Raw genomic sequence first — 24,645 nt, 5'->3', positions numbered from 1 at the left:
GCTACATCCGGTAGACCGGGCGATGGCCCGGAAGCTCGATCTCTCGGGCGGCCAGTGCCAGGCAAAGACCGATGACGTCGCGGGTCTGGCCAGGCTCGATGATGCCGTCATCCCACAACCGGGCGGTGGCGTAATACGGCGTGCTCTGCGCCTCGAACTGGGTGCGGGTCTGCTGGTCGATGCGGGCGATTTCCGCTTCGTCGGCATCGTCACGGGTCAGGCTGGAGCGGCGCAGGTCGGTCACCACGCCGGCGGCGATGTCGGCGCTCATGGTGCCGATCCGCGCGTTCGGCCAGGAGAACAGGAACCGCGGCTGGAAGCCGCGGCCGCACATGCCGTAGTTTCCGGCGCCGTAGGACCCGCCGATGATCAAGGTATAGCGGGGCACCCGGCTGTTCGACACCGCGTAAACCAGTTTGGCGGAGTGCTTGGCGATGCCGCCCCGTTCGGCCTCGGTGCCGACCATGAAGCCGGTGATGTTCTGCAGAAACAGGATCGGGGTGCGCCGCTGATCGCACAACTCGATGAAGTGCGCGCCCTTGACCGCACAGTCAGAAAACAGCACGCCGTTGTTGGCGAGGATGCCGACCGGTTCGCCGTGAATCCGGGCGAACCCGCAAACCAGGGTGGGGCCGTAGCCGGGTTTGAACTCCTGAAATTCGCTGCCATCGACGATCCTGGCGAGGACCTCGCGCACGTCGTACGGGCGTCGCAGGTCAACCCCGACGATGCCGCCAAGATCGGCCGGGTCGTGCAGCGGTGGACGGGTCTGGCGCGGTGGCCGCGGCTTGGCGGGCCAGTTCAGCGCGGCGACGATGTCGCGCAGTTTCAGAAGCGCGGTGAGTTCGGTCTCGGCCAGGTAGTCGGCGACGCCGGAGACAGTGGTTTGCATGTCTGCGCCGCCGAGTGTCTCGCCGTCGACCACCTCCCTGATCGCGGCCTTGACGATCGGCGGACCGCCGAGGTGGATGCGGCCGGAGCCGCGCACCATCACCGCCTCATCGCTCAGTGCGGGGATATAGGCGCCGCCTGCAGTTGCGGCCCCGAACACGGCGGACAGTTGCGGCAGGCCGGCGGCCGACATGCGGCACTGCTGGAAAAAGGTGCCGCCGAAATGATCGCGGTCGGGGAACACCCGGTCCTGCTCGGGAAGATAGGCGCCGCCGCAGTCCACCAGATAAAGGCAAGGCAGCTTGTTCTCGAAGGCGATCTCCTGTGCACGCAGGTGCTTCTTGACCGTTTCGTGGAAGAACGAACCGCCCTTCACGGTTGCATCGTTGGCGATGATCATACAGGGGACGGCGCTGACTACGCCGATGCCGGTGACGATGCCGGCGCTAGGGACTTCGTTATTGTAGAGTTCCCAGGCCGCCAAGGGCGACAGTTCCAGAAATGGCGAGAGCGGGTCCACCAAGGTGTCGATGCGCTGCCGCACCGGGATCTTGCCGCGCTCGATGTGGCGCGCGCGCAATTTGTCGCCACCGCCGCGGAGGATTTGGCGGTGGCGGCCGCGCAGTTGCCGCAGCACGTCGGCATAGGCATCGGCGTTGCGATCGAACTCCGGCCCGCGGCGCGATCTGGATTGCAGAACCGGCATCGAATGTTCCCTGACTGACCGGGGTCAAAGCCGCTTGGCGACTTCTTCCAGCATTACCTCGGTTGCGCCGCCGCCGATCGACTGGACGCGCGCATCGCGCACCATGCGTTCGATGGCGCTGTCGCGCAGGTAGCCCATCCCGCCGTGGAATTGCTGGCAGGTGTAGGCGACGCGGTTGACCAGTTCGCCGCATAGCGCCTTGACCTGGCTGACCTCGCGCACACAGTCGCGGCCTTGGGCGTCGAGCCATGCGGCGTGGTAGACCAGGCGGGTGGCGGCCTCGACCTCGGCCGAGTGCATAGCCAGGCGCTGGCGGACGGTCTGCTTGTCCCACAGCGTGGCGCCGAACGCGGAACGGGTGCGAACCCAATCCAGGGTCATCGACAGCATGGCCTGGGCCTCGCCCATCGCCTGGGCGCCCAGCACGATGCGCTCGTTCTGGAAGTTTCGCATGATGGCGTAGAAGCCATGGTTTTCCTCGCCGATGCGGTTATCGGCGGGGACGCGGCAGTCCTGGAACACCAGTTCGGCGGTGTCCGACGACAGCCACCCCTGCTTGTTAAGGGCTCGGCCGACGCCAAAGCCGGGGGTGCCACGCTCGACGGCAAAAATGGAAATGCCTCGGCTGCCCTTTGCGGCGGTGTCGGTCTTGGCGGCGACAAACACCAGATCGGCGAGCACGCCGTTGGTGATGTAGAGCTTGGTGCCGTTCAGCACGTAGTGGTCGCCGTCGCGCCGCGCGATGGTGCGGATGGCGGCGACGTCGGACCCGGCATCGGGTTCGGTAACCGCGACGGCGGTGATGGTGGTGCCGGCGATGATGCCGGGCATCCAGCCTGCCTGTTGGACAGGGGATCCCGCATTGGCCAGGTGGGGGGATGCCATGTCGGTGTGGACCAGCACGGTAATGGCGAAGCCGCCGAAGGTGGAGCGGCCGAGTTCCTCGGCGAGCACCGCGGTTGCAACTGTGTCCATGGCGCTGCCGCCATGGGTTTCGGGGTAGCGCACGCCTAGGAAGCCGAGGCTGCCCATTCGGCAGAGCACGTCGCGGGGGACCGAACCTTGCTGTTCCCAGGGTTCGGCGTGCGGCTTGACCTCGGTGTTGACGAAGCGGCGCAGTTGGGCGCGGAACAGGTCGTGTTCGGGGGTGAGGTAGGGGTCTGGACGTGTGTTGTTCGCGTCGGGCTTGGGCGCTAAGGAATCAGGGGCCAAGGGGTCCTCCGGCGACTACCTGTCAAACGTTAGGTAGTTCAGGCGATGGGTGTCAATGTATGGGTGTGATGGTTGGCTGGTCACATCGGACTGTCACCACCGCAGCCGCATATGGCAGCCTTCCCGCCTGCCTGTTGGATCGGCGGGCACGGGACGGTCCCGTAGGAGCAAAAAACGCAGCAGTCGCCGGATTTAGGACGCAGCAGCACTCCACATCCGGTGCAGTCGTAGAAAAACTGGCAGGCGTCTGTCGGCATCATCTGGGTTTTGGAGGTGCCGCAGACGGGACAGGTAATGGTGGATTCGGCGGTCACTCGAAGCGTCATTTGCATGTTCCATGAACAGTTTCATAGAGACCCAGCGGGGGAAAACCACAACCTTGACAACGGCAAACCCACCAAACTAACGTTCGGTAGATGAGTGCCGCCCTGAAGCCCATCCCAGATCCATCGCATACCGGGTCCCGCCGCATGATCCTGGACCACGCGGCTCGGCTGTTCCGCCAGCGCGGCTACGCCGAAACAAGTCTGCGCGACATCGCCACCGTGTGTGGCATGAAGACCGCGAGCCTGTACTACCATTTTGCTTCCAAGGAAGAGATCGTCACCGAGGTGCTGAACACCGGGGTTGCCACGGTATCGGAGGAAGCGCGTCGGCGGGTCGACCTTCTAGGCCCCGACGCCGCGCCGGCGGAACGGGTGCACGCCGCGATCAGTGCCCATCTGCATGCGCTGTTGGAACAGGACGACTATACCGGCGCCAACATCCGCATCTTCGGCCACGTGCCGCCTCATGTGCGCGCCGCAACGATGCAAAGCCGCGAACAGTATGAGCAGTGGTGGCGCGATGTTCTGGCAGACGCCGCCGAGCGTGGCGCGATTCGTCCCGGCACCGACCTGGCCCACCTGCGCTTGCTGCTGCTGGGGGCGATGAACTGGTCGGTGGAATGGCACACGCCGCGCCCCGGTAAGAGCGTCGCGGCCATCGCGGCCAGCCTGACCGCGCTGGCGCTACACGGGGTGTTCGTCGAAGGCTTAAAACTACGGAAGCGGCCGCTCCGCACAAAAACCAGGAAACCCAAGTCATGGAAGCCGTCACTGCCCTAACCAGTGCGAAACTGACCCCGCTGCCCGACCGCTGGCGCCTCGACACCCAGGCGGAACTGCTGGCCGAGGCGCGCGCCGCCGAGGCATTGGGGCCGGACCAGTACTGGGAATGGGCGGCGCGGCACATGCGCTGGATGCGGCCCTGGGACGAGCTTCGGAACGGCGAACTTGGCGATTTTCGTTACTATGCCGGCGGTCTGCTCAACGTTGCCGACAACTGCGTCGACCGCCATGCCGAAAACCCCGCCACCGCCGACCGTGACGCCGTCATCTGGGAGGGCGAACCGGGCGATGTGCGCCGCATCACCTACCGCGAACTGCGCGAGCAGGTGGCACGATGTGCCAACGGCCTGCGCAGCCTGGGCGTAAACCGAAGCGACGTCGTGGCGATCTACCTGACGAATCTGCTGGAAGCGTTCGTGGCGATTCACGCCTGCAACCGCATTGGTGCGATCTACACCGTGCTGTTCGCCGGTTTCGCCCCCGAAGCGGTGGCGCTGCGGTTGGCGGCATCGCGGGCCAAAGTCGTGGTCACCGCGGATGCCGCCTGGCGCCGCGGTCGCGCCGTGCCGCTGCTGGCCAACCTGCGTTCCGCGCGGGCCGGGATCGGCACACTGCGCCACACCGTTGTTGTCGATCGCACCGGATCGAAGCCAAATCTTCAGCCGAGCGAAGTCGGCTGGGACGCTCTGCTGACCCAGCAGACCGCCGACTGCCCATGCGTCGCGCTGGAGGCAAATGACCCGGCGTTCCTGATCTTCACCTCCGGCACTGAAAGCAAGCCGAAGGGCGTTGTGCACAGCAGTGCGGGTTTTCTGATCGGCACCTGGGCGAACGTGCAGTGGCAGGTCGGACCGCAGCCGGACGACATCTATTGGTGCGCCGCCGATGTGGGCTGGCTGACCTTTCCGATTCAGGCGGTGATCGGCGGTTTGGCTCACGCCATGACGCTGTTCTGTTTCGAGGGCGCACTCGACTATCCCGATCGCATGCGCGTCTTGGACATGGCTCAGCGCCACGGTGTGACCAAGATCCTGGTTGCGCCAACGGGCCTGCGCATGCTGCGCGCCGCTGGTGATGATGTGGTGCGGGCGAAGCGGCCACCGCGACTGCGGCTGATCACCGCGCAAGGCGAGCCGCTGGATCCGGAAACCGCGGAATGGACCGAGCGCATCCTGGATGTGCCGGTGATCAATGCCTATGGGCAAACCGAAACCGGGTCGACCTGGACCTATCCGGTGCATGGGGTGGACCCGACCAAGCCGGGTAGTTGCGGCACGCCGGTCCCGGGCCACGCCTACACGGTGCTGGACGATCTCGGCCGGCCGGTGGCGGCGGGCACACGCGGCAACCTGGTGCTGACCGCTCCGTTCCCGACGCTTGCCCGCACCATCTGGGACGATCCGGACCGCTATCAGGCGACTTATTTCAGCCGCTTCCCGGGCGCCTACGCCACCTCCGACGAGGCGGTGCTGGATCGCGACGGCCAGATCTGGGTGTTGGGCCGCGCTGATGACGTGATCAACGTCGCAGCGCACCGGATCAGCACGATGGAAATCGAAGGCGCGGCGGCCGCATCGCCGGGCGTTGCCGAGGCCGCCGTGGTGGGTGTCAACGACGCGGTGCGGGGCACCATGCCGGTCGCTTTCATCACCTTGCGGCAGGGAGCCGAACAGAAGGTGGTACGAGCCGACGTGTCGGCGGCGGTGGAGCGCGCGATCGGCGGCATCGCCCGGCTGCGTCAGGTCTACGTCGTGACCGCTCTGCCCAAGACGCGGGCCGGCAAGGTTATGCGACGGCTGCTGCGAGAGGCGGCCGAAACCGGTTCGGTGCGCGGCGATCTCACCGGCCTTGATGATCCAGCGGCGCTCGACTTCGTGCTGGAGGCGGTACGGTCCGCCGGGTAGCGTCGATCGCCCCGCCACAACCTGACACGAAGCCGGCCGACGAAAGAAGCTGCAAGCCTGGCAACTCATCCCGCCATGCGGCTAATCCTGATATTTGGTGTCTTTGGCGACATCTTCACCGCGACTTGTGCCGGGGCTTCGGGCCCGGCGATGCCGAGCACCATCGCCAGCGAAGGGCGGCACGACACTACCGGTAGCCAGGCTGTCACGGCCCCTCGCCCATCCTCGCCACGTAGCATTTCCGCGTCGCGCTTTCGTCCGGCCACGGTCTCCGTTTATGAACTATTCAAACCGCAACGACCCCAGCAGGAGACCCCCGATGAGCGAATCGATGGAACGAGCGCATGAGACGATCGAGGAACACGCCCCGCACGCCGATCCCTGGGCGCGCCGGGTCGCCATGCTGGTCTCGCTGCTGGCCGCCGCGCTCGCGGTCACCGAAATCGGCGGCAAACAGGCGCAGAACGCCTATCTGACCCATCACGTCTCGCTGTCGAACGACTGGGCCTTCTTCCAGGCGCGCAACGTCCGCGCGGTGGTGCGGACCTCGGAGGCCGAGATGCTGGCCAGCCTGCCCAACGCCGCCGATCCGGCGATCCAGGCCCGCATCAAGGATGCCAGGGACAACGCCGCCCGCATGCACGACGACCCCGCGAGCGGCGACGGCATGAAACAGCTTCAGGCCAAGGCACACCAAGAGGAAGCCGACCGCGACCACGCCGCGCACCGCTATCACAGCTTCGAATACGCCGTCGGCGGCCTGGAGATCGCCATCGTGCTGGCATCGGTCTCGGTCATCACCCGGATGCGCGCGCTGACCATGGGCGCCGCCTTGATCGGAGCCGGCGCCGCCACCGCCGCGCTCGGTGTGGCCGCAAATTTGTTTTGATTTGCTTGACATTGGCCGCCGCAATCTGCCTAGGGTTACGATCTCGTGATAAATCCCGTGGGGGTGCCCGCCATGCCGACTACCCTCGCAACGCTCGACGACGCAATCATTGAACGGCTATTCCAGCCAGCCGCCGATCTGGTTCGCGACCGGATCGGAGTCCACCGCGAAACGGCCGCCTGTTTCTGTATCGATAGTGCCGCGCTGGCGTGGATCGTTTCGCGGACACCGGGATTTTCCGAATTCGTGACCGCTTGGAATGCCAGCGCGGCGGTCGCCAATCTGCTGATCCTTCTGCTCGGCCTTGTTGCCTTGGTCGGCTTGCGCGCAGTGTTCCGCCGAGCGACCGCCGGCCGTGGCAATCCGTTGCGCCCGGCGATGCGGCCACATCGTGCCGGCGTGCTGCTGATGTTGGCCGCCGATCTGTTGCCGCTGCACGTTCCGGGGCTAGCTAACACCGCCGACATCGCCATGCTGGTGTTCGCGGCATCAGCGCTGTATCTCGCCGCCTGCAGCGAACAGTCGCCGCTCCGCCGCGGCTGGCCCGCCCTGGTCCGGATTTCGGCGCGATAACCGCCGAACCCCACCGTTGCGCCACCGCTCTTTCGTGCCCGGCTACCGAGTGCGCTATTCCAGCCGCGCGCTCTGCCCGAATGAGTAATCCAGACTTCTGCGAGTATTATGCTCTCGTCGAAACCTTGTTGCCAAAAATGCCGATCTGGAGAATGTGTTATTTTAACTATTTGCACCAAGGCCGCAGAAACGTTCTCATAAATATCTTAAGATCTTCCGTTTGGTGGCCCAGCTCTGGGTGGGACGTATCGATAACCTCTCTGCTCGCGCGGTTATGGGACGCCGACAAGCGTGGCGTCCCGTCAAGCTCTCGCCTCAACGGTGGTGGCCCGGTGGGCCCGAAAGCGGCGTACGACATCGACGCCCTTAAGACCCACCACAAACAGCCGGGTCATGAGCGTTGGATGTTGGGCGCCGACGCGGCCTTGTTCGCTCGTCTCGAGACCGGGGCGGGTTCTCGCGTGTGCTACGGTGCGTTCGCATTCGGCAAAGCAACTGAACTTCTGCATCGTCATGCGTCCCGCCGCCCTGGCGCCGCCGGCTAATCCGTGCCGCGCCGCGCCAGCCCGCGAAACTCAGCCGCCAGGGCGGCCCCACCCGGGTCAGCCAGCCAGATCGCCGGACGATCCACCGCATCGGCGAGTTGCTGCTTGTAGACCTCGCGCGGGATCTCGGCCGCGCCGAACTGCGCCAGATGCGCGGTCACAAATTGCGTGTCCAACAGCGTGAAGCCACCCAGCCGCAGCCGGGCCACCAGATGCACCAGCGCAACCTTGGAGGCGTCACGGGCAAAGCTGAACATGCTCTCGCCAAAGAACGCGCCGCCGAGGGCAACCCCATAAAGCCCGCCAACCAGCGTGCCGCATTGCCAAGCCTCGACGGAATGGGCGTGACCCATGCGGAACAACTCGGTGAACAGCCGCTCGATCTGCGGATTGATCCAGGTGTCGGTGCGATCCGGCAGCGGTGTCGCGCAACCGGCGATAGTACCGGCGAAGTTACGGTCGGCGGTGACGGTGAAGCTGTCCGACAGCACGCTACGCAACAGCCGGCGAGACAGATGGAACCCATCCAGCGGCAGCACGCCTCGCTTGATCGGATCGAGCCAGAACAGCTTGTCGCCGGCGCGTCCCTCAGCCATCGGGAACAGCCCATGGCGGTATGCCCGCAACACCAGGTCCGTCGTGACTTCTACCGAGCGTCGGGACATGGTCATATTGTGAGGCTTGGCCAAGCGGATTGGAAGGCCAGATCGGAAGGCCGAAGTGGAAAGGCGCGAAACAATGCTGACCATCACGCATCTGGACCATCTGGTGCTGCGGGTGATCGATCTGCGCGCGATGATGCGCTTCTATCAGGAAGTGCTGGGATGCCAGGTGGAGAAAGTGCAGGAGACCCTGGGCCTATACCAGCTTCGGGCCGGCAGTGCGCTTATCGACCTGGTGCCGATCGATGGCCCGTTGGGGGCGAAAGGCGGCGCCGCGCCCGGTGCCGAAGGCCGCAACCTGGATCATTTCTGCCTACTTGTCGATCCGTTCGACGCTGAAGCTATCGTCGCCCATCTGCGAGACTGCGGCGCCGACCCCGCGCCCGTGGCGTCCCGCTACGGCGCCGAAGGTCAGGGACCATCGATCTACGTTTCCGACCCCGAGGGCAACGTCGTCGAACTAAAAGGGCCACCTGATTCGTAGCCCCGGCCGTTCAGCGCCGGCGCGAAGCTAGGGCGCTGGGCTGGCACCCGATCCGGCGGGGTCGGCCGAGCCAGGCAAGCTTGTCGCAGTTCGCAGTGCGCCGGCTGACGGATTTGCGGCTGGCTGCGGCGTTGCCGGCGTCGCCGCCACCGGTGCGCCAACCGCCGTGACCGCCGATACCGGGATGGCGCCCGGCTTGGCCAGCGACGCCGCCGGAGGCACCGTATAGTCGGGCACCACCCTGGCCTGGAGGCCTGCGATCACGAGCACCTTCTGTCCGAGAACCAGCGGCATCTTGTCGTTCTGCGTCACGCTGACCAGATCGCCGTTCGGCTTGCGAACGATATACTCGAACGCCCGGGTGTCCGCTGTCACGTGTTCGGCGGCCGACCCGGCAAGGCCGCCGGCGAGCGACCCACCCAGCGCCGCGAGCGCGCTGAACGGCCCGACGCCCACCTGCGAGCCGGCGACGCCTCCGGCGGCGCCGCCGGTCAGCGCGCCGACCGTACCGGCGGCACTGACCGCGACGGGGCGCAGGCCGACGACCACGCCTTGTTCGACCTTGTTCGCCTGCTGCGCCGCATTGCTGGCGTAGGAGTCCGGCGAATAGGTCGGCGCGCAGGCGGACAAGCCAAACAGGGCAACGATTCTGACAAAAATACGGAGATTCAAGCCGCCGGCTCCCTCAGTTTCCGGGGCTTGGTAGCCGATGAGATAGCCAAAGTCACAATTATTTGATAATGGACCCTTGGCGCACTTCACCATCGGATCGTCCAGGACTATCGTTCCCTGCATGACAAACACCCCAGCGACGCGCGGCCTGGCCCGCAACACGGCCAACTACGGCGACAAGGATTTCGCGCTTTATTTGCGCCGGTCGTTCGCCAAATCGATGGGCTATTCGCAGGCCATGCTGGACCGTCCGGTGGTGGGGATCGTCGATACCGGATCGGCCTACAACAATTGCCACCGAACGATGCCGGAACTGATCGAGGCGGTGAGGCGCGGCGTGCTGGCCGCCGGCGGCCTGCCGATGCCGTTCCCGACGGTATCCTTGTGCGAACCGTCACTGTTTCCGACATCGATGCATTATCGCAATCTGGCCGCCTTGGATACCGAGGCGATGCTGACGGCACAGCCGATGGACGCGGCGGTGCTGGTCGGTGGCTGCGACAAGACCGTGCCGGCGCAACTGATGGCGGCAGCCTCGGCCGACGTGCCGGCCGTGCAACTGGTAACCGGGCCGATGCTGGCCACGCCGTTCCAAGGCGAGCGGTTGTCGGCCTGCACCGACTGCCGACGCTACTGGGCGCAGTACCGCGCCGGTACCGTGACCGAGGACCGCATCGGTGTGCTCGAGGGTCGCCTGGCAACCACCGCCGGAACCTGCGGGGTGATGGGCACGGCCTCCACCATGGCCTGCCTGGCCGAGACCCTCGGCATGGTGCCGCTCGGCCACGGTTCGATCCCGGCGGTACACGCCGACCGGCTGCGTGCTGCGGAAGAGGCCGGCGCGCTCGCGGTGCGGCTGATCGAGCAGCCGATCCGGCCGTCCCAGATCATGACCGCGCATGCGGTGGAGAACGCTCTCCGGGTGCTGCTGGCGCTGGGCGGGTCGACCAACGCGCTGATCCATCTGACCGCGATCGCCGGCCGGCTGGGCGTGCGGATGGATCTGCACGCCCTGAACGTGCTTTCGGATTCCACCCCGGTGCTGGTCGACCTCAAGCCGACCGGTGACGGCTACATGGAGGATTTCCACGCCGCCGGCGGCATGCCCGCACTGCTGTGGGAGTTGCGCGACCTGCTGCATCTGGACCCGATAGACGTGACCGGGCTGCCGTTGGGTGAACGGCTGCTCGAACCGGCTTTTGTCGATCGGAGATATATCCGGCCGCTCGCCGAACCGGTGTCGCCAGTCGGCGGGATCGTTGCGCTGTTCGGGTCCCTGGCACCTCGGGGTGCGATCCTCAAGCGCAGCGCCGCCACCCCTGCGCTGTTCGAAACCGAGGCTCGGGCGGTGGTGTTCGACGGGCTGGAGGATCTGGCGGCCCGGATCGACAATCCGGAACTGGAGGTGACCGGGTCGGATATCCTGGTGCTAAAGAATGCTGGGTCGCTGACCCCGGCGGGAATGCCGGAAGCGGGCTACCTGCCGATCCCGTCCCGTTTGGCTCGGGCCGGCGTAAAGGACATGGTGCGGATGAGCGACTGCCGCATGTCGGGCACCGCGTTCGGCACCATTGTGCTGCACATCACGCCCGAGGCAGCGGCCGGTGGGCCGCTGGGATTGGCGGAGAGCGGCGACCGGATCCGCCTGTCGGTCAAGGCGCGGTCGCTGGACCTGCTGGTTTCCGATGTGGAGCTTCAGCGTAGGCGAGCAGGCTGGAAGCCGCCAGCCAAGCCGAAACGGGGCTGGGACCGACTGATCGCCGATCAGGTCTTGCAGGCCGATGAAGGCTGCGATCTGGCGGTGCTGCGCGCCGAGGGGTGATTTACCCAAGGGTGATGGGCACAAGAGCACGGCACCGCGTAGCGGGCGCTACGCATCGAAACGATTTCGCCGTGAGCGTTGACGTCGTGACACAGGCCGCCTTCGTTGCATCCCTCCCCGATGCCCTCCCCATTGCGACCGGTGACGCAGCCGATTGCGTTCCTGCCAAGTTCAGCGTCGGCCTTCCTGGCCAGCGCAATCCGGTGTCTCATCTACCTCGCGTCATCATCGTTCCAGCCCATCCGATACCTCCGCCGCTCAATCAGGATCGGAACGCCAGGGCGTCAAGCCGGCCAACCGTGACGTGACCCGCCGGTGCGGTTAGACTGCCCGCCGATACGGGGGAGATCGGCGATGGAGATCAGGCGCTTGACCGGCAATACCGGCGCCGAGGTGATCGGGATCGACCTGAGGCAGTCGATTTCTGTTCAAGAACGGACGGCGCTCAACAGGGCCTTTGTCGAACACGGAGTGCTGGTGGTGCGCGACCAGGATCTGGCGCCGACGCAGGTGCTGGGCGCGGCGGAACTGTTCGGGACGGTGTTCCACCAGCATAATACTCGGTTCGCCATCCCCGAATGCCCGGAAGTTCATTACATCTCCAATCAAGACCGGTATCCCGATGGGACTCGATACATTCCCGGCGAGGGTTGGCACACCGATCATTCCAACGACACGAGGCCGCCGAAGGCCACATTGCTGCACGCGGTCACGCTGCCCGATGTCGGCGGAGACACCCAGTACGCCAACATGGCCGCGGCCTATTCTGCGCTCCCGGCAGGGATGCGGGAGCGGATCGCCGGGCTGATGGCGATCCATGTTTATCAAAGCAGCCACAGCGACCGCCAACTGATGCGGCTATCCGAGGCAAACCGGGAACGCGTGCCAAATGCGGTGCTGCACCCGATCGTTCGCACGCATCCCGAAAACGGCCGCAAGTCGATCTACATCAATCCGATCCGGATCGAGGGGATCGTCGGCTTCGACCATCGGGAGGCGCTGCCGTTACTGGAAGAACTGCTGCACCACGCGACGCAAGAGGCATTTCAATACCGTCACGAACGGCGCTCGGGCGATCTGGTGATTTGGGACAATAGATGTTTGTTACATAAGGCAAATGGCGATTATGACATGGGCCAGGCGCGTTATTTATATCGGTTGATGCTGCAGGGCGACGTACCGACCTAAGGTGGATACGGTATCGGAGCTATCCCGTGGGGTCGGCCCCGGACGCTCGAACCGGATCAGCCGGACATCGACGTCAAGACCGGCAGGTCGCACCGCCAGCCAGCCCCGCACATCGACCAGGACGAGTATCGCCTCTGGCCGACATGCAGCACGCCGTCAGACATCGCTGTGACCCCAAATCGATGCCGGCTGGGTGCGCGAATACTCGATCGAGCAATAGGCGCCGCCCATGTAACGTTCTTCCACCGGATCGCCGCTCACCGCACCGGCGAGCTGCCCGGCGAACGGGTCGGCGCTGTCGATCGGGGTCCAGCCCAGTGCGGCGCGTGCATCATCGCGCCACCACGTCATCCGGGCGTTGTTCGACGCGCCCCAGATCACCGCATGGCCGACCTTCGGCGTCAGCACGCAGCGTTCCACCAGCCGGGAGAAGTCCGGATACGACAACCAGGACGCCAACATCCGCGCATTCACCGGTTCGCCGATCGCAGAACCGATGCGCAGGTTGACGCTCTCGACACCATGCTTGAACCAATACATTCGGCCGATGAGTTCGCCATAAGCCTTCGACAATCCGTAATAGCCGTCGGGCAGGAACTGGGTGTCGGCGGGCAGGCTCTCGCAGCGTTCGTGGAAGCCGACCGCGTGGTTGGAGGAAGCAAACACCACCCGCGCCCGTTCCCGCCGCGCCGCCTCGTAGATGTGATACAGGCCGCGGATGTTGGGGCCGATGACCTCCTCGAACGGCCGTTCCACTGACACGCCACCCAGATGGACGATCGCGCCGCAACCCTCGGCCAGGCGCAGCATCGTAACCCCGTCGGACAAGTCGGCCCGGGTGAACGCCGCGCCCGGGGGTATCGGATCGGGAAACGGCGCGATATCGGTCAATACCAGCGGCCAGCCCAGAGCACCCAAAGACCGGACCAGGACGCGGCCCAGCGCGCCGGAGGCTCCGGTCAACAGAACCGGCTTGGCAGGCGTGTCAGTCATGGCATGCTCCATGGGTTCTCAGCGGAGGCATCATGCGCAGGATCGACGAACTCGCCCAGGCCCTGGCCGCGGGAACCATCACCAGCCGATCGCTGATCGAGGAAAGCCTGGCCCGCATCGGCGATCCCGACGGCGAGGGGGAGCGAACCTTCATCAAGGTGCATGCCGAACCGGCGCGCGCCATGGCGGACGCGGTCGATCTGATGCGACGTGATGGCCGGCCGCCTGGGCGCTATGCGGGCATCCCGGTCGCGCTAAAGGATCTGTTCGACGTTGCCGGTGAACCGACGCCGGCCGGTTCGGTGGTCCTGGCGGAAGCGCCAGCAGCCGAGGTCGATGCCCCGGTCGTTGAACGCCTGCGGCAAGCCGGCTTCATCCCGATCGGCCGGGTGAACATGACCGAGTTCGCGTTTTCCGGCCTGGGCATCAACCCCCATCACGGCACGCCGGCAAGCCCGTGGGAGCGGTCGTCGCGGCGGATTCCGGGCGGCAGCTCCTCGGGTACCGCGGTGGCGGTGGCGGACGGCATGGCCGCGGCCGGCCTGGGCACCGACACCGGTGGATCGTGCCGCATTCCGGCCGCGTTCTGTGGCATCGTCGGCTATAAACCCACCGCACGGCGAGTGCCGATAAGCGGTGTGCTGCCGCTGGCGCCGTCACTGGACTCGGTCGGACCCCTCGCACCCAGCGTCGCGTGCTGCGCGCGGATCGATGCAATTCTGGCAGGCGAACCTCCAACGCCGCCAATACCGGCCAGGCTCAACGGCTTGCACCTGGCGGTGCCCGAGAACGTTGTGCTCGATGGCATCGACGCCAGCGTCGGCGCGACGTTCGACAAAGCGCTGTCCAAACTGTCCGCCGCCGGCGCGCGGATCGAGCGCACCCGCTTCACCGAGTTTGACGAACTGCCCACGCTCAATGCACGTGGCGGGTTCGCCGCCGCCGAAGCCTATGCGTGGCACCGCCGGCTGCTGGCGACCCAAGGCTCGCGTTACGACCCGCGCATCCGCGTGCGCATCGCGCGCGGTGAACATATCAGCGCGGCCGACTATATCGATTTGCTGCAGGCGCGCGTCCGGCTGATCGGCGGCTTCGACAGCGCGACCGCCGGGTTCGACGGTGTTCTGATGCCGACCGTGCCGATCATCGCGCCGCGGATCGCCGATCTTGACGACGAGCGCGCCTACAACAGCGCCAACATGCTGATCCTACGCAACACCGCGCTCGGCAACTTCTTCGACCGATGCGCCATTTCATTGCCCTGCCATCATCCAGGCGAGGCGCCAGTCGGGTTGATGCTGATGGGCGAGACGATGGGCGACGCGCGGCTGTTCGGCATCGCCAACGCGATGGAGAGAGCCCTGAGCCCGAAGTAAGGCTTTTTGCCCACAGCCGGGAAGCTCATCCAGCCACGGAGGCGCCCCATAGCCCTGGCTATGCCAGCGCCGCCACCGGCTGCTCGGTGACCGCCCCGCGATAGCGATCGAGCACCTCCTCGGCCGGACCGTCGGCGAGGACATGACCTTGATCAAGCCAAAGTACCCTGGTGCACCAGCTTTCGACGATGTCCACCTGATGGCTGGACAGCACCAGGATGTCGGCGCCACGGACCATCTCCTCAAGCCGCTGACGGGCTTTCTCAAGAAACGACGCGTCGCCGGCCAGGAACCATTCGTCCATCAGCAGGATCTGCGGCTTGATCGCGGTGGCCAGGGCAAATCCCAGCCGCACCACCATGCCGGCCGAATAGATTCGCACCGGCAGATCTATGAAATCGGCTAGTCCGGCGAATTCGATGACGTCTTCCTCCAGCCGTGGCACCGCCGATCGCGGCAGGCCGTTGTACAGACCGCGCAGCAGGATATTCTCCCGCCCGGTCAGGTCCAGGTTCATCCCGAGGTTGGGGTCGAGCAGCGCATTCAGGCTGCCCTTGACGCGCAACCGGCCGAGCACGGGTTCGTAGATGCCGGCCAGCACCCGCAGCAGCGTAGTCTTTCCCGCGCCATTGGACCCGACCAAACCTAGCCGATCGCCGCTTTGCAGGTGGAGGTTGATGTTGCTCAGGGCGCGGACCACGACGCGCTGCTGCTGGTCCTGTGCCAGCCGCCCGGACGCCGCGGCGACAACCATCTTTTTCAGGCTACGGGAACTGCCGTGATACAGCGGGAACAGCACCGAGAGATCCTGCACGTCGATGACAGCCGGGGGATGCAGCGGTTTGACGGCCATGGTCAGACCCAAAACGTGACGCGGCCACGGGCGCGAACGAAAAATGCCCAGGAAATGACGCAGAGCACCACGCTGAAGCCGATCGCGCCGATCCAGGTCGTCGCAGCGATGTCGCTGTTGAGCAACGGGCCGCGGACGATCTCCAGCAGATCGAAGAACGGGTTCAGGGCCAGCTTCTGCATACTGGATGGACTCAACTGGCTCGGCTTCCAGATCACCGGGGTGACGAAGAAGGCGATCTGCATCACGCTGTTGACGATTGGCTGGATGTCGCGGAAGCGAGCGCAGAAAGCGCCCAGCAGGAGGGTCAAGGCCAGCCCGTCCAGCACCCAGACCAGCAGCCCAGGGAGCGCCAGCAGCGCCTCCCAGCCGGGCCACGTCGAGAAGAATGCGAAGACGGCGACGATCACGACGATATTGTGGGCCAGCGCAATGACATTGCGGATCAAGGCGCGCATCGAGAACACGAAGAACGGCATCCGTACCGAACGGATCACGCTCTCGGCGTCGGTGAAGGTGGTGCATGCTTCCGACACCAGGACCGACAGAAAGCCCCACAGCACTTGCGACAGCGCCAGGAACGGCAGGTAGTCATGCATATCCAGCTTGAACAGCGCCGAATACAGCAAGCCGAGGGAGGCGACCATGACGCCGGTGGAGATGGTCAGCCAGAACGGCCCCAGCATCGAGCCGCGATAGCGCAGTCGGATATCCAGCCAGCCCAGTGCCCAGGCCAAGCGCCAAAGCCTGATCCCGCCGGCGATGTCGGCCAGTGCCCGGCGGTTTCGGGTGGCCATTGTCCCGTCCGCCCGCAGGCTCAGCTCCATGGCGGGAGCGATCGTTGTGGCAGCACTGCTCATATCGCGCGGCGCTTAACGCATTCGACGCAGCGGCACAACACGCAGGTGGTTCGCATGCGGTTTTGCTGCGGTCGCGACGGCTAGAAATTGCCGGATTGTAACTTTTCACCTCCGTGGGATGAGGGGAGATCCGACGGCGAAATCCCGAATTTTGCCCCGCGATTTTATTCGCTCGCCACCTAGTCGAGATGACTTGCTTGAAACATAGAAGTCGTTTAGGGGCTTAGACACCGTTCCTGAGTGATAGGATAAACGGCAGCCGATTCTATGCCGTATCGGTCCGATTCGCCCCGACGCCTCGGAGTCGCCAACGTATGACCGAACCGGACCAAGTTGTCATCTTCCGCGGCGTTGGCGGCCGCCGCAATGCCCTCGCGGCCGCGACTTGCCGAGCTGGCGCTGGCCGATCCGTAACCTTCGACCTTGGCAAATTGGTTACCCCGTGGCGTCTTCGCGCCGCCGGGACGGTCGCCGTGCTGACCGCGCTGGCGGCTTGCGGCACGGTCCCGCACCAGGACGCCGTCAGGGAGTCTGCCCGCTACGTCGCCCACGCCAGACACAATTACACCGCTCCCGGCCCGGCCGAGGACCCGTGGGGACCCTATATCCGGGAAGCCGCAGCCCGGTTCGACATTCCCGAGATCTGGATCCGCTCGCTGATGCGGGTCGAGTCCGGCGGCAATGAATACCGCAACGGAGACCTGATCACCTCGGGCGCGGGCGCAATGGGACTGATGCAGGTGATGCCGGAGACCTATGACGAGCTACGCAATCGCTACAACCTCAGCGACGATCCCTTCAATCCGCACGACAACATCATCGCCGGCGTCGCCTACATGCGGGAAATGTACGACATTTATGGCTCACCGGGCTTCCTGGCGGCGTACAACGCGGGTCCAGCCCGGCTGGACGATTACCTGGCGAATGTGCGGCCGCTGCCGGACGAGACCCGCCACTATGTCGCGATGATCGGCCCCAACCTGCGCGGCATCTACCCCAACAGCCGCTCGGCCGCCGACCAGATGGCGATGAACACGCTGCCGATCAACATTCCGCCCGGCAAGCGCTACAGCCGCCCGGTGATGCTGGCGCGGGCAAAGCCCGGCCGCGGCGGACGAGTGCCGCGGCGCCTGCCGGTGGAGGTCGCGCAGCTGCCGGAGGCGCCGCGCCACGGCATGCCGGCGCCGCAGCGATACGCCCTGGTCAGCACGCCACCGATCCCGCCAGCCCCGCCGCGCGGCGGTTTCCGGCTGATCGCGTCGGCCAATGCCGCCGACGCCGCGCCGGTCCGTCACGGGCCCGCCGCGCCGGGTCCGTGGGCCATCCAGGTCGGCGCCTTCGCCAACCAAGGTCAGGCGCACGGCGCGCTGGCGGCGGCACAGCACCACGCCCACGTCGAACTCGCGGTCGCGCATCCGTTCGTCACCAGCGTGCACCAGGGCCGCACGGTGCTGTGGCGTGCGCGGATGACCGGAATGTCACGCGAGACCGCGATCGGGGCCTGCCAAAAGATCACCCACGGCCGTTCGAGCTGCATCGTTCTGTCGCCAGAATCACAGTCGTAGAATCGGCGTCGCGCACGGGCGAAATAAGCCGGCGTAACGGGTGGCGAACAGAAGCCTGCATGCTGGTGGTCGTGGCCTGTCGTTGGCCTGCGAGGCAGCCTCGTTTCGGATCTTCCATGGTCAGCGCTGTGGCCGCGATGGTCGGGCGCCCCGCGGACGCCGTATCAATCCCCAACCAGCGACGACGGCCCACACGGCTTGCAGCAGCACGAATCCGTATTGATGTTCCAGCCATGCATCGACGGTGAGCAGCGCCGCGCCGGCCAAATTCAGCACGAGGTAGGCCCGATCCTGGCGTCCCATTCGTCCCAGCAGCATAAGGCCGAAGGCGGCCAGGATGGCGATGGCGCCGGCGAATTGCAGGGCGAGACCCATGAATCCCCTGCCTCAGTGTAATGCCGGCGGCGGAGCGCCGAGCAGCTTCCGCGCCAGACCGTAGAGCGAGACCAGCGCCCAGCATCCCTCCAGCAGCAAGAAACCCCATTGGGCAGCCAGAACGGCCGTAGCCGCCATCATGGCGGACCCGATCAGGTTGGCGCAGAGGTAGGCCCAGGTATTCTCCGCCAGCAAGTCGAACTGCCCCAAAACGAAGGCAACCAGCATCAACAGCGCCGCAACTATCTGTATCCATTCCTGCATTGGTGCGCAGCTCTCTCGAAGAATCGAATGTGTTTGGATTTCTGTTTGCACTGGCCGATTCGGGCCTGGCGGTCACATTTCGGATGAAACAAGACGCAATCGACCGCCGGCGGCCTGGACTTGTGCGCCGGTCCGGATCAGTCGTCCGACTCGCCGGTCTTCAGTGCGAATGTGGTGTTTTGCCCCCTCACCCCCAGCTTGCCGGCCAGCGCTTTCACGCTGCCCCTCAGGCTGAGCAGTTCCGAGGGTGCGCTGGTGGCGATCCCAGTTGCCGTCTCGGCTTCCAGCCGGCACGCGGTAGCCTGATCGGCGCACTTGAAGGTGCCGCTGAGCGCCGCCGAACCCAGCCGCGAAATACCCAGCGAACTATCGACCAGGTTGCCGTCCTCGCCGACCAGCAGCGACAGTCTGCCATCCAACGGCTGGCCGTCGAACGTCAGCGTCACCGGCCAGGAATAGGCCTGCGTCGGCAGGGTGTTGGGAACGTTGAGATCCGCCCCCAATCCGATTACCGTAGCCGCCATGGAACGCAGGGCCGCGTTCCAGAACGCCCGCGCGCGCTCCGGGAACGCGGGGTCGCCGTGAACGTCCTGACCCATGCCGTAATCGTAGAACACGCCATGGCGCAGATAGGACCCGAGCCGCTGGCCGTATGCCGGCGGTTCGGCCGGTGCGGGTTGGAACACCGAACCCAGGTCGCTGTTCTCGGCCAGGTCGGAATAGACGATCGCGCGGATCGTCGTGGCACTGTCGGAGAAGCGGCCTTCGTCGGAAGCGAGGGCGCGCAGGATCTGCTTTTGCGGCGGACTGGCGGCGGAGATGCCCACCGCCTGCGGCGGACGCTTGCTGTCGAGGTAGATTCGCGTCACCGCCGCGCCGAGATCGCGAATGAAGTATTTCTTCTGGTCGGCGATCCGATCGAGCGGGTTCTGCTCCAGGATGTAGGTTTGATTGGCCAGCGCCGCCTTCCTGGCAGCCGGGTAGTCGGGCCAGCAACCCGACCAATACTCCTTGCTCTGACCGTTGGCAGGCGACAGCCGCACCACGGAAACCCGCTCTCCGGGTGTCAGTGTCGCGCGCAGCTTGGTCGCCAGCTTGGTCGCCCACTCGGTCTGACCGTCGGCCATCATCATGTCGTCGATATAGACGACGGTGCTGCGCAGCGTGGGCTGCTGGCAGAACGAGGCGTCGAGGCCGTAATTGTCGAACAGCGCCCACGACGGCGCGCACAGCAGGTTGCCGGCGCCAACAATGATCAGCAGGGCGATGATCCGGGCGATTCGCATCAGCCCAGCCCGCGGATCATATCGGGGGTTACGGTGACGGCCTCGTTGCGGAAGTCGCCAAGGCTGATCTGACCGGCACGCGGACCGACGCGCTCGATGGTGACCGCCCCGCGCGGCGACGCCGCCAAGGATGCCGCCATTTGCGCCAAATTGGCGTGATAGAGCTGCGCGTTGCCGCGCACCACGGCAGCCAGGGCCGCGAGGATCGCCGCTTCGTGCCTGTCGACCTGCGACAACAATGCGCGTTCCTCGGCGACGTCGGCGGCCTTGGTGCGGGCCGCCGATTCCAGTCGCTCGATGTCCTTGGTCAGCCTGGCCTTGATCTGGCTGATCCGATTGACCATCGGCCGCCGCCGCCGCCGATAGCGCCGGTGCGCCCGGTTGAACTGGCGGGTCGCGTCCATGAAATCGGGATCCTTGTCGTGCGCCATATAGGCGATGAATACGCCGACCGCCCAAGCCATCAGATTCCACAGCAGACTGAGCAGTACATCGCGCATCGGGTCGACCGAGATCTGCGCATCCGCCCCCAGCAGATTGATATCCGGTTGACCGGCAAGCTGGTGCATCACCGCCGCGTAGCGCGACCCGGCCGCGGCGAGCAGCACGATCAGCAGGGAAAACGTCGATAACGCCAGCATGCGCCAGTCGCCGCGGCGATCGATCGCGTCGCGATGCTCACCGAAGCGATACGACCACTGCTTGAACAGCGACCCATGGCCGTCCGCGGCGAAGGCAAGCAGCACGCCCATGATGATGGTTGCCCCGGCGGCGATCGCGACGACACCGGCGAACAGGAAGAACACGTCGTAATTGATCAGCCACTCGGCCACGCCGATGCAGAGCAGTGCGACCCAGTATGCCGGATAATAGGCCGACAAGTTGGCATCGCGGTTTTCGTGATCGGCCTTGATCCGCTGATAGCGGGTATCCGCGACACGGAAATCCTCGCGCAGGCGGCGGTAGTGCTCGTCACCTTCCAGCCCGGCCTCGGCATCTCGCTCATCGCGTTCGGCGCGCTGCCGCGCGGCGGCGATTTCGTTCTCCACGTCCTGAGCGGCGCGGATCGCGCGCATCTTCGGCTCGATCGCCACATCGAACGGTCGCCGCGTCTGACGCCATCGCGCCAGCAACGCTCGGGCCGGCTCGATCACATGCAGGCGGCCGCCCGCGGTCAGCCCGTCGTCGTTGACGCTGATCCGGCCGAACGCGGCTTCCTGGCCAGCCTGTTCCATCAACGACTCGGGCGTGGCGCGTAGCGCGTTTACCTGCTCGACCGGGAAAGCCATCGCGGCGCCGAACGCCGGCTTCAGCGCATCGAGTGCGGTCTGGTTGGTGACACCTGCCAACGGCTTGCCCCCTTCGTGTTCAGAACGGCACGGCCGGCCCGAGCGGGTTGCGCTGGACTTCGGGCGAAAGCGTCCGGGGTTGATATTGGGGAGCCGGTGCCGGACGTGCCAGTGCGACAGGTGGCGACATGGCCGACGGCCGCGCCGGAGCCGAGACCCGCAGCGCGGCAGCCCGCGGCTGGTCCGCCTCGGGTGATCTGAGCAACACATTGGTCAACGGAACCATGCCGTAGGCGCCGGCGGGGTCCAGCCGCAGCACCTCGACCGGTCGGTTAGCCTCGTCCTCGGGCGCCAGCAACGCGCGGTCGCGGGGCGCGGCCGCCACCACGGCCAGATTGGCCGCGAGGCAGCGGGAGACCAGGAATTCGACGCGCCGGTTGCGGGCACGCCCCTCGGGCGTGAGGTTATCGGCGATCGGCTGGCGCTTGCCGATGGCGATCGCGGTCAGATGGTTCGGATCAAGTCCGCGGTGGACCAGTGCGTGCAGCACTGTAACGGCGCGGCGTTCCGACAAATCCATGTTGTAGGCATCCGAACCCACCGAGTCGGTATGTCCTAACACCGTGACCGCGGCGCCAGGCACCTCCCGTTCGGCCCGGTCAGCAATGTCATCCAGCGCGCTGGTCGCCTCCGGCGCCGGCTGATCGCTGGCGGTGGCAAACAGCACCGGTTCGGGGACGACCAGATGAACGACAGGCGCGGCGGCGGGGCCGCACGTGCCGGGTGGTGCGGAAACCATGACCGTCCCCGGCATATCAATCGCAAGTTGCGACGCGAACCGGGCAAACTGGGCATTCAGCTGGGTATCCAACGGTTGCGCTTGGGTGGCGTCCGAGGGCGCATAAACCGGCGAAGCCGACGGGATGGTGCATCCCGCAGTCAACAGCGTCACGCCCATCAGGGTAAGCCACGCGGGCAAAGCCGCCCAGCCCATCTGTCTCGGCATCCACACCTCCGCTCTGAGGTTGGTGCCCGAAGCAACGATGAAATTCAAATTCCTGCCGCTCTGGCGACCCCGCCGATCACGTTCGTGGCAGGCGATTCGCGCCACGCCTGGGCGTTCCGCGGGGCGGATCGTTGGTTGCCTGCCCGCCGCGAACCCCGGGCAGGTCGAACCTCAAAGCGGCTTCAGTGGCGTCGCCTCGCCTTCCGGCAGTGGCACCTGAGCCACGTTCAGCACCATCGAGACCAGGCTGTAATAGCCGACTGCGCCCACCAGATCCATGATCCCACGCTCATTGAAGCGATCCATCGCGGCCCCGTAGCGGGCTTCGGAGACCTGTCCGGTGGACAGCAGGTCGGTGACGAACTCATAGACGATGGTTTCGTCACCGCTCATTCCCGCCGGGCGCCGGCCTTGCGCGATGGCGTCGAGGATCGCCGGGTTCAGGCCGGCGTCGATGCCAAGCCGGCGGTGGGCATAGAATTCGTATTGAGCGCCCCATTTGCGGCCTGCCATGCAGATCGCAAGCTCATTCAGCGGCGCCGGAATCGAGCTGCCGAAACGCACATAGGCGCCGACCCGCTGCACCAGGTCGCACAGCGCCGGGCTGCGCAGCAAGGCGTTGAACGGCCCGCGCAGGCCGGCGCCGCGCGGTCCGGATTGGATCGCATCGACCACGGCACGCTGCTCGTCCGTCATCTGCTCGTGCGACAATGGCGGGAAACGGGTTTCGGGCATGTTGGCTTGGTTCCCTTCTGATCAAAGTCTCTGATCGGCGATGCGCCGTTGGGATACCAGCTTAGACCGGCTTGGCGGATTGAACGAGGCCGGGGTGGTAAGCCGCGACGCACGGAGCAATGCGGATGGTGGAAGAACGCGCCGATCAGGGATCGAGATCCTTCAGCAGCCCCAGCTTGATCGGCAGGCGGGCACCCTGAACCTTTTGTCGGACCGCAGCATCCGCGGTCACGAAATCGCATCCGTAGGGCTAGATAGCAGCAGTCACATACGGCGTGCCCGAGCAGGCTCCCGCTCGGCGCTTGAGGCGAGCCAACAGGTCATCGTCGAGATCTCGAACGCTGATAGCGCCCATTGCAATCAACTCGCTGTCACTGATGGCGGTGATGCCACATCGACATAGAACACGCCCATAGCTTTCACTGATGGCAGCGACAGCATAACCTCTCCTGCGGCACGGATTTCCGCCTCTCGATGATCGTTGACGGGAAAGCCGGATCGGTCCGCTGGACCAGCAACAAGGAGCCCTCTCGATGGACAGCCCCGACGTCAAGACGCTGGTCCGCGCCCGCTACGGCAGCATTGCCGCCACCGATCCGGCGGAGTGCCCCGCCACGGCCTCGTCATGTTGCGCGCCAACCACCCCGGCGGACGCTGCCGACAAGGCACGGGCAATGGGCTACTCCGACACTGACCTGGCGGCGGTTCCCGAAGGCGCCAACCTAGGCCTCGGTTGCGGCAACCCGCGGGCGATCGCGGCGCTGCGGCCGGGCGAGACGGTGATCGACCTAGGCAGCGGGGCCGGGTTCGACTGCTTCCTCGCCGCCCAGGCGGTGGGGCCGACCGGGCAGGTGATCGGGATCGACATGACGCACGAGATGCTGGCCAAGGCGCGCGACAATGCCACCCGGATCGGCGCGGCCAATGTCGAATTCCGGCTGGGCGAACTGGAACACCTTCCGGTCGCCGACAACGTCGCGGACGTCATTCTGTCGAATTGCGTGATCAACCTGGTGCCCGACCAACAGCAGGTATTCCGCGAGGCATTGCGGGTGCTGAAGCCGGGCGGCCGGCTGGCGATCTCCGATGTCGTGAACACCGGCCCGCTGGCGGCCGACCTGCGTGGCGACGCCGACCTGATCTGCGGTTGCGTGGCCGGGGCGGCGCCGGTGGAACAGCTTCAGGCCTGGCTGGCGGCGGTGGGTTTCGAGCGGATCAACATCGCTGTAAAGCCCGAAAGCCGGGAGCTGATCGCAAGCTGGGCGCCAGGGCGCGGTGTCGAGGACTGCGTTGCCTCGGCGTTCATCGAGGCCCGCAAGCCCTAGGCGCGGCAGGCGTTCGAGGACGTGGCGATCGACAATCCAGGCGGCGAGGAGCCAAGCCGGC

General features: G+C 65.7%; 24 protein-coding genes. 10 read left to right on the top strand and 14 right to left on the bottom strand.

Annotated features, from left to right (window positions below):
* Position 1 precedes the first annotated feature (1 nt).
* The 3 genes from ACQY4Y_RS15420 to ACQY4Y_RS15410 all read right to left on the bottom strand — a co-directional run bounded on the left by ACQY4Y_RS15420 (position 2) and on the right by ACQY4Y_RS15410 (position 3,135).
* A complete protein-coding gene (locus tag ACQY4Y_RS15420) occupies positions 2-1,597 on the bottom strand; it encodes a carboxyl transferase domain-containing protein (protein WP_428491490.1) in 1,596 nt (531 codons plus the stop codon).
* Positions 1,598-1,621: 24 nt separating this feature from the next.
* Complete coding sequence (locus ACQY4Y_RS15415) at positions 1,622-2,809, bottom strand: acyl-CoA dehydrogenase family protein (RefSeq protein ID WP_428491489.1); 1,188 nt, start codon at positions 2,807-2,809, stop codon at positions 1,622-1,624.
* 80 nt (positions 2,810-2,889) lie between these two features.
* The gene (locus tag ACQY4Y_RS15410; RefSeq protein ID WP_428491488.1) at positions 2,890-3,135 is read right to left on the bottom strand and encodes a GDCCVxC domain-containing (seleno)protein; all 246 of its coding nucleotides are present in this window, start codon (positions 3,133-3,135) and stop codon (positions 2,890-2,892) included.
* 144 nt (positions 3,136-3,279) lie between these two features.
* Here ACQY4Y_RS15410 and ACQY4Y_RS15405 point away from each other — a divergent pair, with 144 nt between their 5' ends.
* The 4 genes from ACQY4Y_RS15405 (at position 3,280) to ACQY4Y_RS15390 (ending at position 7,284) form a co-directional block, all read left to right on the top strand.
* A complete protein-coding gene (locus tag ACQY4Y_RS15405) occupies positions 3,280-3,915 on the top strand; it encodes a TetR/AcrR family transcriptional regulator (protein WP_428491487.1) in 636 nt (211 codons plus the stop codon).
* The gene (locus tag ACQY4Y_RS15400; protein ID WP_428491486.1) at positions 3,894-5,822 is read left to right on the top strand and encodes an AMP-binding protein; all 1,929 of its coding nucleotides are present in this window, start codon (positions 3,894-3,896) and stop codon (positions 5,820-5,822) included. Before ACQY4Y_RS15405 ends, ACQY4Y_RS15400 begins: the two co-directional genes overlap by 22 nt.
* 319 nt (positions 5,823-6,141) lie before the next feature.
* The gene (locus tag ACQY4Y_RS15395) at positions 6,142-6,711 is read left to right on the top strand and encodes a DUF4337 family protein (RefSeq protein WP_428491485.1); all 570 of its coding nucleotides are present in this window, start codon (positions 6,142-6,144) and stop codon (positions 6,709-6,711) included.
* A gap of 72 nt (positions 6,712-6,783) precedes the next feature.
* Positions 6,784-7,284, top strand: coding sequence for a hypothetical protein (locus tag ACQY4Y_RS15390; RefSeq protein WP_428491484.1), 501 nt, complete (start codon positions 6,784-6,786; stop codon positions 7,282-7,284).
* Between the two features lie 541 nt (positions 7,285-7,825).
* Here the strand turns inward: ACQY4Y_RS15390 and aat are convergent.
* Positions 7,826-8,494, bottom strand: coding sequence for a leucyl/phenylalanyl-tRNA--protein transferase (gene aat / locus ACQY4Y_RS15385; RefSeq protein WP_428491483.1), 669 nt, complete (start codon positions 8,492-8,494; stop codon positions 7,826-7,828).
* A gap of 73 nt (positions 8,495-8,567) precedes the next feature.
* Here aat and ACQY4Y_RS15380 point away from each other — a divergent pair, with 73 nt between their 5' ends.
* Positions 8,568-8,975, top strand: coding sequence for a VOC family protein (locus ACQY4Y_RS15380; protein WP_428491482.1), 408 nt, complete (start codon positions 8,568-8,570; stop codon positions 8,973-8,975).
* Positions 8,976-9,002: 27 nt separating this feature from the next.
* On the opposite strand, the gene ACQY4Y_RS15375 is transcribed toward ACQY4Y_RS15380, so the two are convergent.
* Positions 9,003-9,647 (bottom strand): hypothetical protein, encoded by a 645-nt coding sequence (locus ACQY4Y_RS15375; protein ID WP_428491481.1) that lies wholly within the window; start codon positions 9,645-9,647, stop codon positions 9,003-9,005.
* A 121-nt stretch (positions 9,648-9,768) separates the two neighbouring features.
* On the opposite strand from ACQY4Y_RS15375, the gene ACQY4Y_RS15370 reads away from it, so the two are divergent.
* Entirely contained in the window at positions 9,769-11,469 is a 1,701-nt protein-coding gene (locus ACQY4Y_RS15370; protein WP_428491480.1) for a dihydroxy-acid dehydratase, read from the top strand.
* Between the two features lie 369 nt (positions 11,470-11,838).
* Positions 11,839-12,657: a TauD/TfdA dioxygenase family protein gene (locus ACQY4Y_RS15365; protein ID WP_428491479.1), complete on the top strand. Its 819-nt coding sequence runs from the start codon at positions 11,839-11,841 to the stop codon at positions 12,655-12,657.
* Positions 12,658-12,813: 156 nt separating this feature from the next.
* On the opposite strand, the gene ACQY4Y_RS15360 is transcribed toward ACQY4Y_RS15365, so the two are convergent.
* Positions 12,814-13,650 carry an NAD-dependent epimerase/dehydratase family protein gene (locus ACQY4Y_RS15360; RefSeq protein ID WP_428491478.1) on the bottom strand — a complete coding sequence of 279 codons (837 nt, stop codon included), beginning with the start codon at positions 13,648-13,650 and terminating at the stop codon, positions 12,814-12,816.
* Positions 13,651-13,682: 32 nt separating this feature from the next.
* On the opposite strand from ACQY4Y_RS15360, the gene ACQY4Y_RS15355 reads away from it, so the two are divergent.
* The gene (locus ACQY4Y_RS15355) at positions 13,683-15,026 is read left to right on the top strand and encodes an amidase (protein WP_428491477.1); all 1,344 of its coding nucleotides are present in this window, start codon (positions 13,683-13,685) and stop codon (positions 15,024-15,026) included.
* Between the two features lie 58 nt (positions 15,027-15,084).
* On the opposite strand, the gene ACQY4Y_RS15350 is transcribed toward ACQY4Y_RS15355, so the two are convergent.
* Both ACQY4Y_RS15350 and ACQY4Y_RS15345 read right to left on the bottom strand, forming a co-directional pair.
* Positions 15,085-15,780 (bottom strand): ABC transporter ATP-binding protein, encoded by a 696-nt coding sequence (locus ACQY4Y_RS15350; RefSeq protein ID WP_428493647.1) that lies wholly within the window; start codon positions 15,778-15,780, stop codon positions 15,085-15,087.
* Between the two features lie 101 nt (positions 15,781-15,881).
* Positions 15,882-16,676 (bottom strand): ABC transporter permease, encoded by a 795-nt coding sequence (locus tag ACQY4Y_RS15345; protein ID WP_428491476.1) that lies wholly within the window; start codon positions 16,674-16,676, stop codon positions 15,882-15,884.
* Between the two features lie 377 nt (positions 16,677-17,053).
* Between ACQY4Y_RS15345 and ACQY4Y_RS15340 the strand changes: the two genes are divergently transcribed.
* Positions 17,054-18,304 carry a lytic transglycosylase domain-containing protein gene (locus ACQY4Y_RS15340; protein WP_428491475.1) on the top strand — a complete coding sequence of 417 codons (1,251 nt, stop codon included), beginning with the start codon at positions 17,054-17,056 and terminating at the stop codon, positions 18,302-18,304.
* A 120-nt stretch (positions 18,305-18,424) separates the two neighbouring features.
* On the opposite strand, the gene ACQY4Y_RS15335 is transcribed toward ACQY4Y_RS15340, so the two are convergent.
* The 6 genes from ACQY4Y_RS15335 to ACQY4Y_RS15310 all read right to left on the bottom strand — a co-directional run bounded on the left by ACQY4Y_RS15335 (position 18,425) and on the right by ACQY4Y_RS15310 (position 23,259).
* Positions 18,425-18,679, bottom strand: coding sequence for a CBU_0592 family membrane protein (locus tag ACQY4Y_RS15335; RefSeq protein WP_428491474.1), 255 nt, complete (start codon positions 18,677-18,679; stop codon positions 18,425-18,427).
* A 12-nt stretch (positions 18,680-18,691) separates the two neighbouring features.
* The gene (locus ACQY4Y_RS15330; protein ID WP_428491473.1) at positions 18,692-18,943 is read right to left on the bottom strand and encodes a CBU_0592 family membrane protein; all 252 of its coding nucleotides are present in this window, start codon (positions 18,941-18,943) and stop codon (positions 18,692-18,694) included.
* A gap of 137 nt (positions 18,944-19,080) precedes the next feature.
* Positions 19,081-20,229: a hypothetical protein gene (locus ACQY4Y_RS15325; RefSeq protein WP_428491472.1), complete on the bottom strand. Its 1,149-nt coding sequence runs from the start codon at positions 20,227-20,229 to the stop codon at positions 19,081-19,083.
* Complete coding sequence (locus ACQY4Y_RS15320; protein WP_428491471.1) at positions 20,229-21,578, bottom strand: hypothetical protein; 1,350 nt, start codon at positions 21,576-21,578, stop codon at positions 20,229-20,231. Before ACQY4Y_RS15320 ends, ACQY4Y_RS15325 begins: the two co-directional genes overlap by 1 nt.
* A gap of 19 nt (positions 21,579-21,597) precedes the next feature.
* Positions 21,598-22,524 carry an OmpA family protein gene (locus ACQY4Y_RS15315; protein WP_428491470.1) on the bottom strand — a complete coding sequence of 309 codons (927 nt, stop codon included), beginning with the start codon at positions 22,522-22,524 and terminating at the stop codon, positions 21,598-21,600.
* A gap of 171 nt (positions 22,525-22,695) precedes the next feature.
* On the bottom strand, positions 22,696-23,259 hold the full coding sequence (locus ACQY4Y_RS15310) for a carboxymuconolactone decarboxylase family protein (protein ID WP_428491469.1): 564 nt from the start codon (positions 23,257-23,259) through the stop codon (positions 22,696-22,698).
* Positions 23,260-23,792: 533 nt separating this feature from the next.
* On the opposite strand from ACQY4Y_RS15310, the gene ACQY4Y_RS15305 reads away from it, so the two are divergent.
* Positions 23,793-24,584: an arsenite methyltransferase gene (locus ACQY4Y_RS15305; RefSeq protein WP_428491468.1), complete on the top strand. Its 792-nt coding sequence runs from the start codon at positions 23,793-23,795 to the stop codon at positions 24,582-24,584.
* The last annotated feature ends 61 nt before the right edge of the window (positions 24,585-24,645 follow it).

Source organism: Rhodopila sp., from assembly GCF_965277165.1.
Classification (GTDB): domain Bacteria; phylum Pseudomonadota; class Alphaproteobacteria; order Acetobacterales; family Acetobacteraceae; genus Rhodopila.
The sequence above is the reverse complement of the archived record's forward strand: the minus strand, read 5'-3'. Positions and strand labels throughout refer to the sequence as shown.

Excerpts from the sequence above, each read along its gene's own strand:
- ACQY4Y_RS15420 (WP_428491490.1), bottom strand. The coding sequence starts at position 1,597 with ATGCCGGTTCTGCAATCCAGATCGCGCCGCGGGCCGGAGTTCGATCGC.
- ACQY4Y_RS15355 (WP_428491477.1), top strand. The coding sequence starts at position 13,683 with ATGCGCAGGATCGACGAACTCGCCCAGGCCCTGGCCGCGGGAACCATC.
- ACQY4Y_RS15360 (WP_428491478.1), bottom strand. The coding sequence starts at position 13,650 with ATGACTGACACGCCTGCCAAGCCGGTTCTGTTGACCGGAGCCTCCGGC.
- ACQY4Y_RS15330 (WP_428491473.1), bottom strand. The coding sequence starts at position 18,943 with ATGCAGGAATGGATACAGATAGTTGCGGCGCTGTTGATGCTGGTTGCC.
- ACQY4Y_RS15400 (WP_428491486.1), top strand. The coding sequence starts at position 3,894 with ATGGAAGCCGTCACTGCCCTAACCAGTGCGAAACTGACCCCGCTGCCC.
- ACQY4Y_RS15405 (WP_428491487.1), top strand. The coding sequence starts at position 3,280 with ATGATCCTGGACCACGCGGCTCGGCTGTTCCGCCAGCGCGGCTACGCC.
- ACQY4Y_RS15345 (WP_428491476.1), bottom strand. The coding sequence starts at position 16,676 with ATGGCCACCCGAAACCGCCGGGCACTGGCCGACATCGCCGGCGGGATC.
- aat (WP_428491483.1), bottom strand. The coding sequence starts at position 8,494 with ATGTCCCGACGCTCGGTAGAAGTCACGACGGACCTGGTGTTGCGGGCA.
- ACQY4Y_RS15340 (WP_428491475.1), top strand. The coding sequence starts at position 17,054 with ATGACCGAACCGGACCAAGTTGTCATCTTCCGCGGCGTTGGCGGCCGC.
- ACQY4Y_RS15370 (WP_428491480.1), top strand. The coding sequence starts at position 9,769 with ATGACAAACACCCCAGCGACGCGCGGCCTGGCCCGCAACACGGCCAAC.
- ACQY4Y_RS15395 (WP_428491485.1), top strand. The coding sequence starts at position 6,142 with ATGAGCGAATCGATGGAACGAGCGCATGAGACGATCGAGGAACACGCC.
- ACQY4Y_RS15305 (WP_428491468.1), top strand. The coding sequence starts at position 23,793 with ATGGACAGCCCCGACGTCAAGACGCTGGTCCGCGCCCGCTACGGCAGC.
- ACQY4Y_RS15335 (WP_428491474.1), bottom strand. The coding sequence starts at position 18,679 with ATGGGTCTCGCCCTGCAATTCGCCGGCGCCATCGCCATCCTGGCCGCC.
- ACQY4Y_RS15350 (WP_428493647.1), bottom strand. The coding sequence starts at position 15,780 with ATGGTTGTCGCCGCGGCGTCCGGGCGGCTGGCACAGGACCAGCAGCAG.
- ACQY4Y_RS15315 (WP_428491470.1), bottom strand. The coding sequence starts at position 22,524 with ATGCCGAGACAGATGGGCTGGGCGGCTTTGCCCGCGTGGCTTACCCTG.
- ACQY4Y_RS15310 (WP_428491469.1), bottom strand. The coding sequence starts at position 23,259 with ATGCCCGAAACCCGTTTCCCGCCATTGTCGCACGAGCAGATGACGGAC.
- ACQY4Y_RS15325 (WP_428491472.1), bottom strand. The coding sequence starts at position 20,229 with ATGCGAATCGCCCGGATCATCGCCCTGCTGATCATTGTTGGCGCCGGC.
- ACQY4Y_RS15380 (WP_428491482.1), top strand. The coding sequence starts at position 8,568 with ATGCTGACCATCACGCATCTGGACCATCTGGTGCTGCGGGTGATCGAT.
- ACQY4Y_RS15390 (WP_428491484.1), top strand. The coding sequence starts at position 6,784 with ATGCCGACTACCCTCGCAACGCTCGACGACGCAATCATTGAACGGCTA.
- ACQY4Y_RS15410 (WP_428491488.1), bottom strand. The coding sequence starts at position 3,135 with ATGACGCTTCGAGTGACCGCCGAATCCACCATTACCTGTCCCGTCTGC.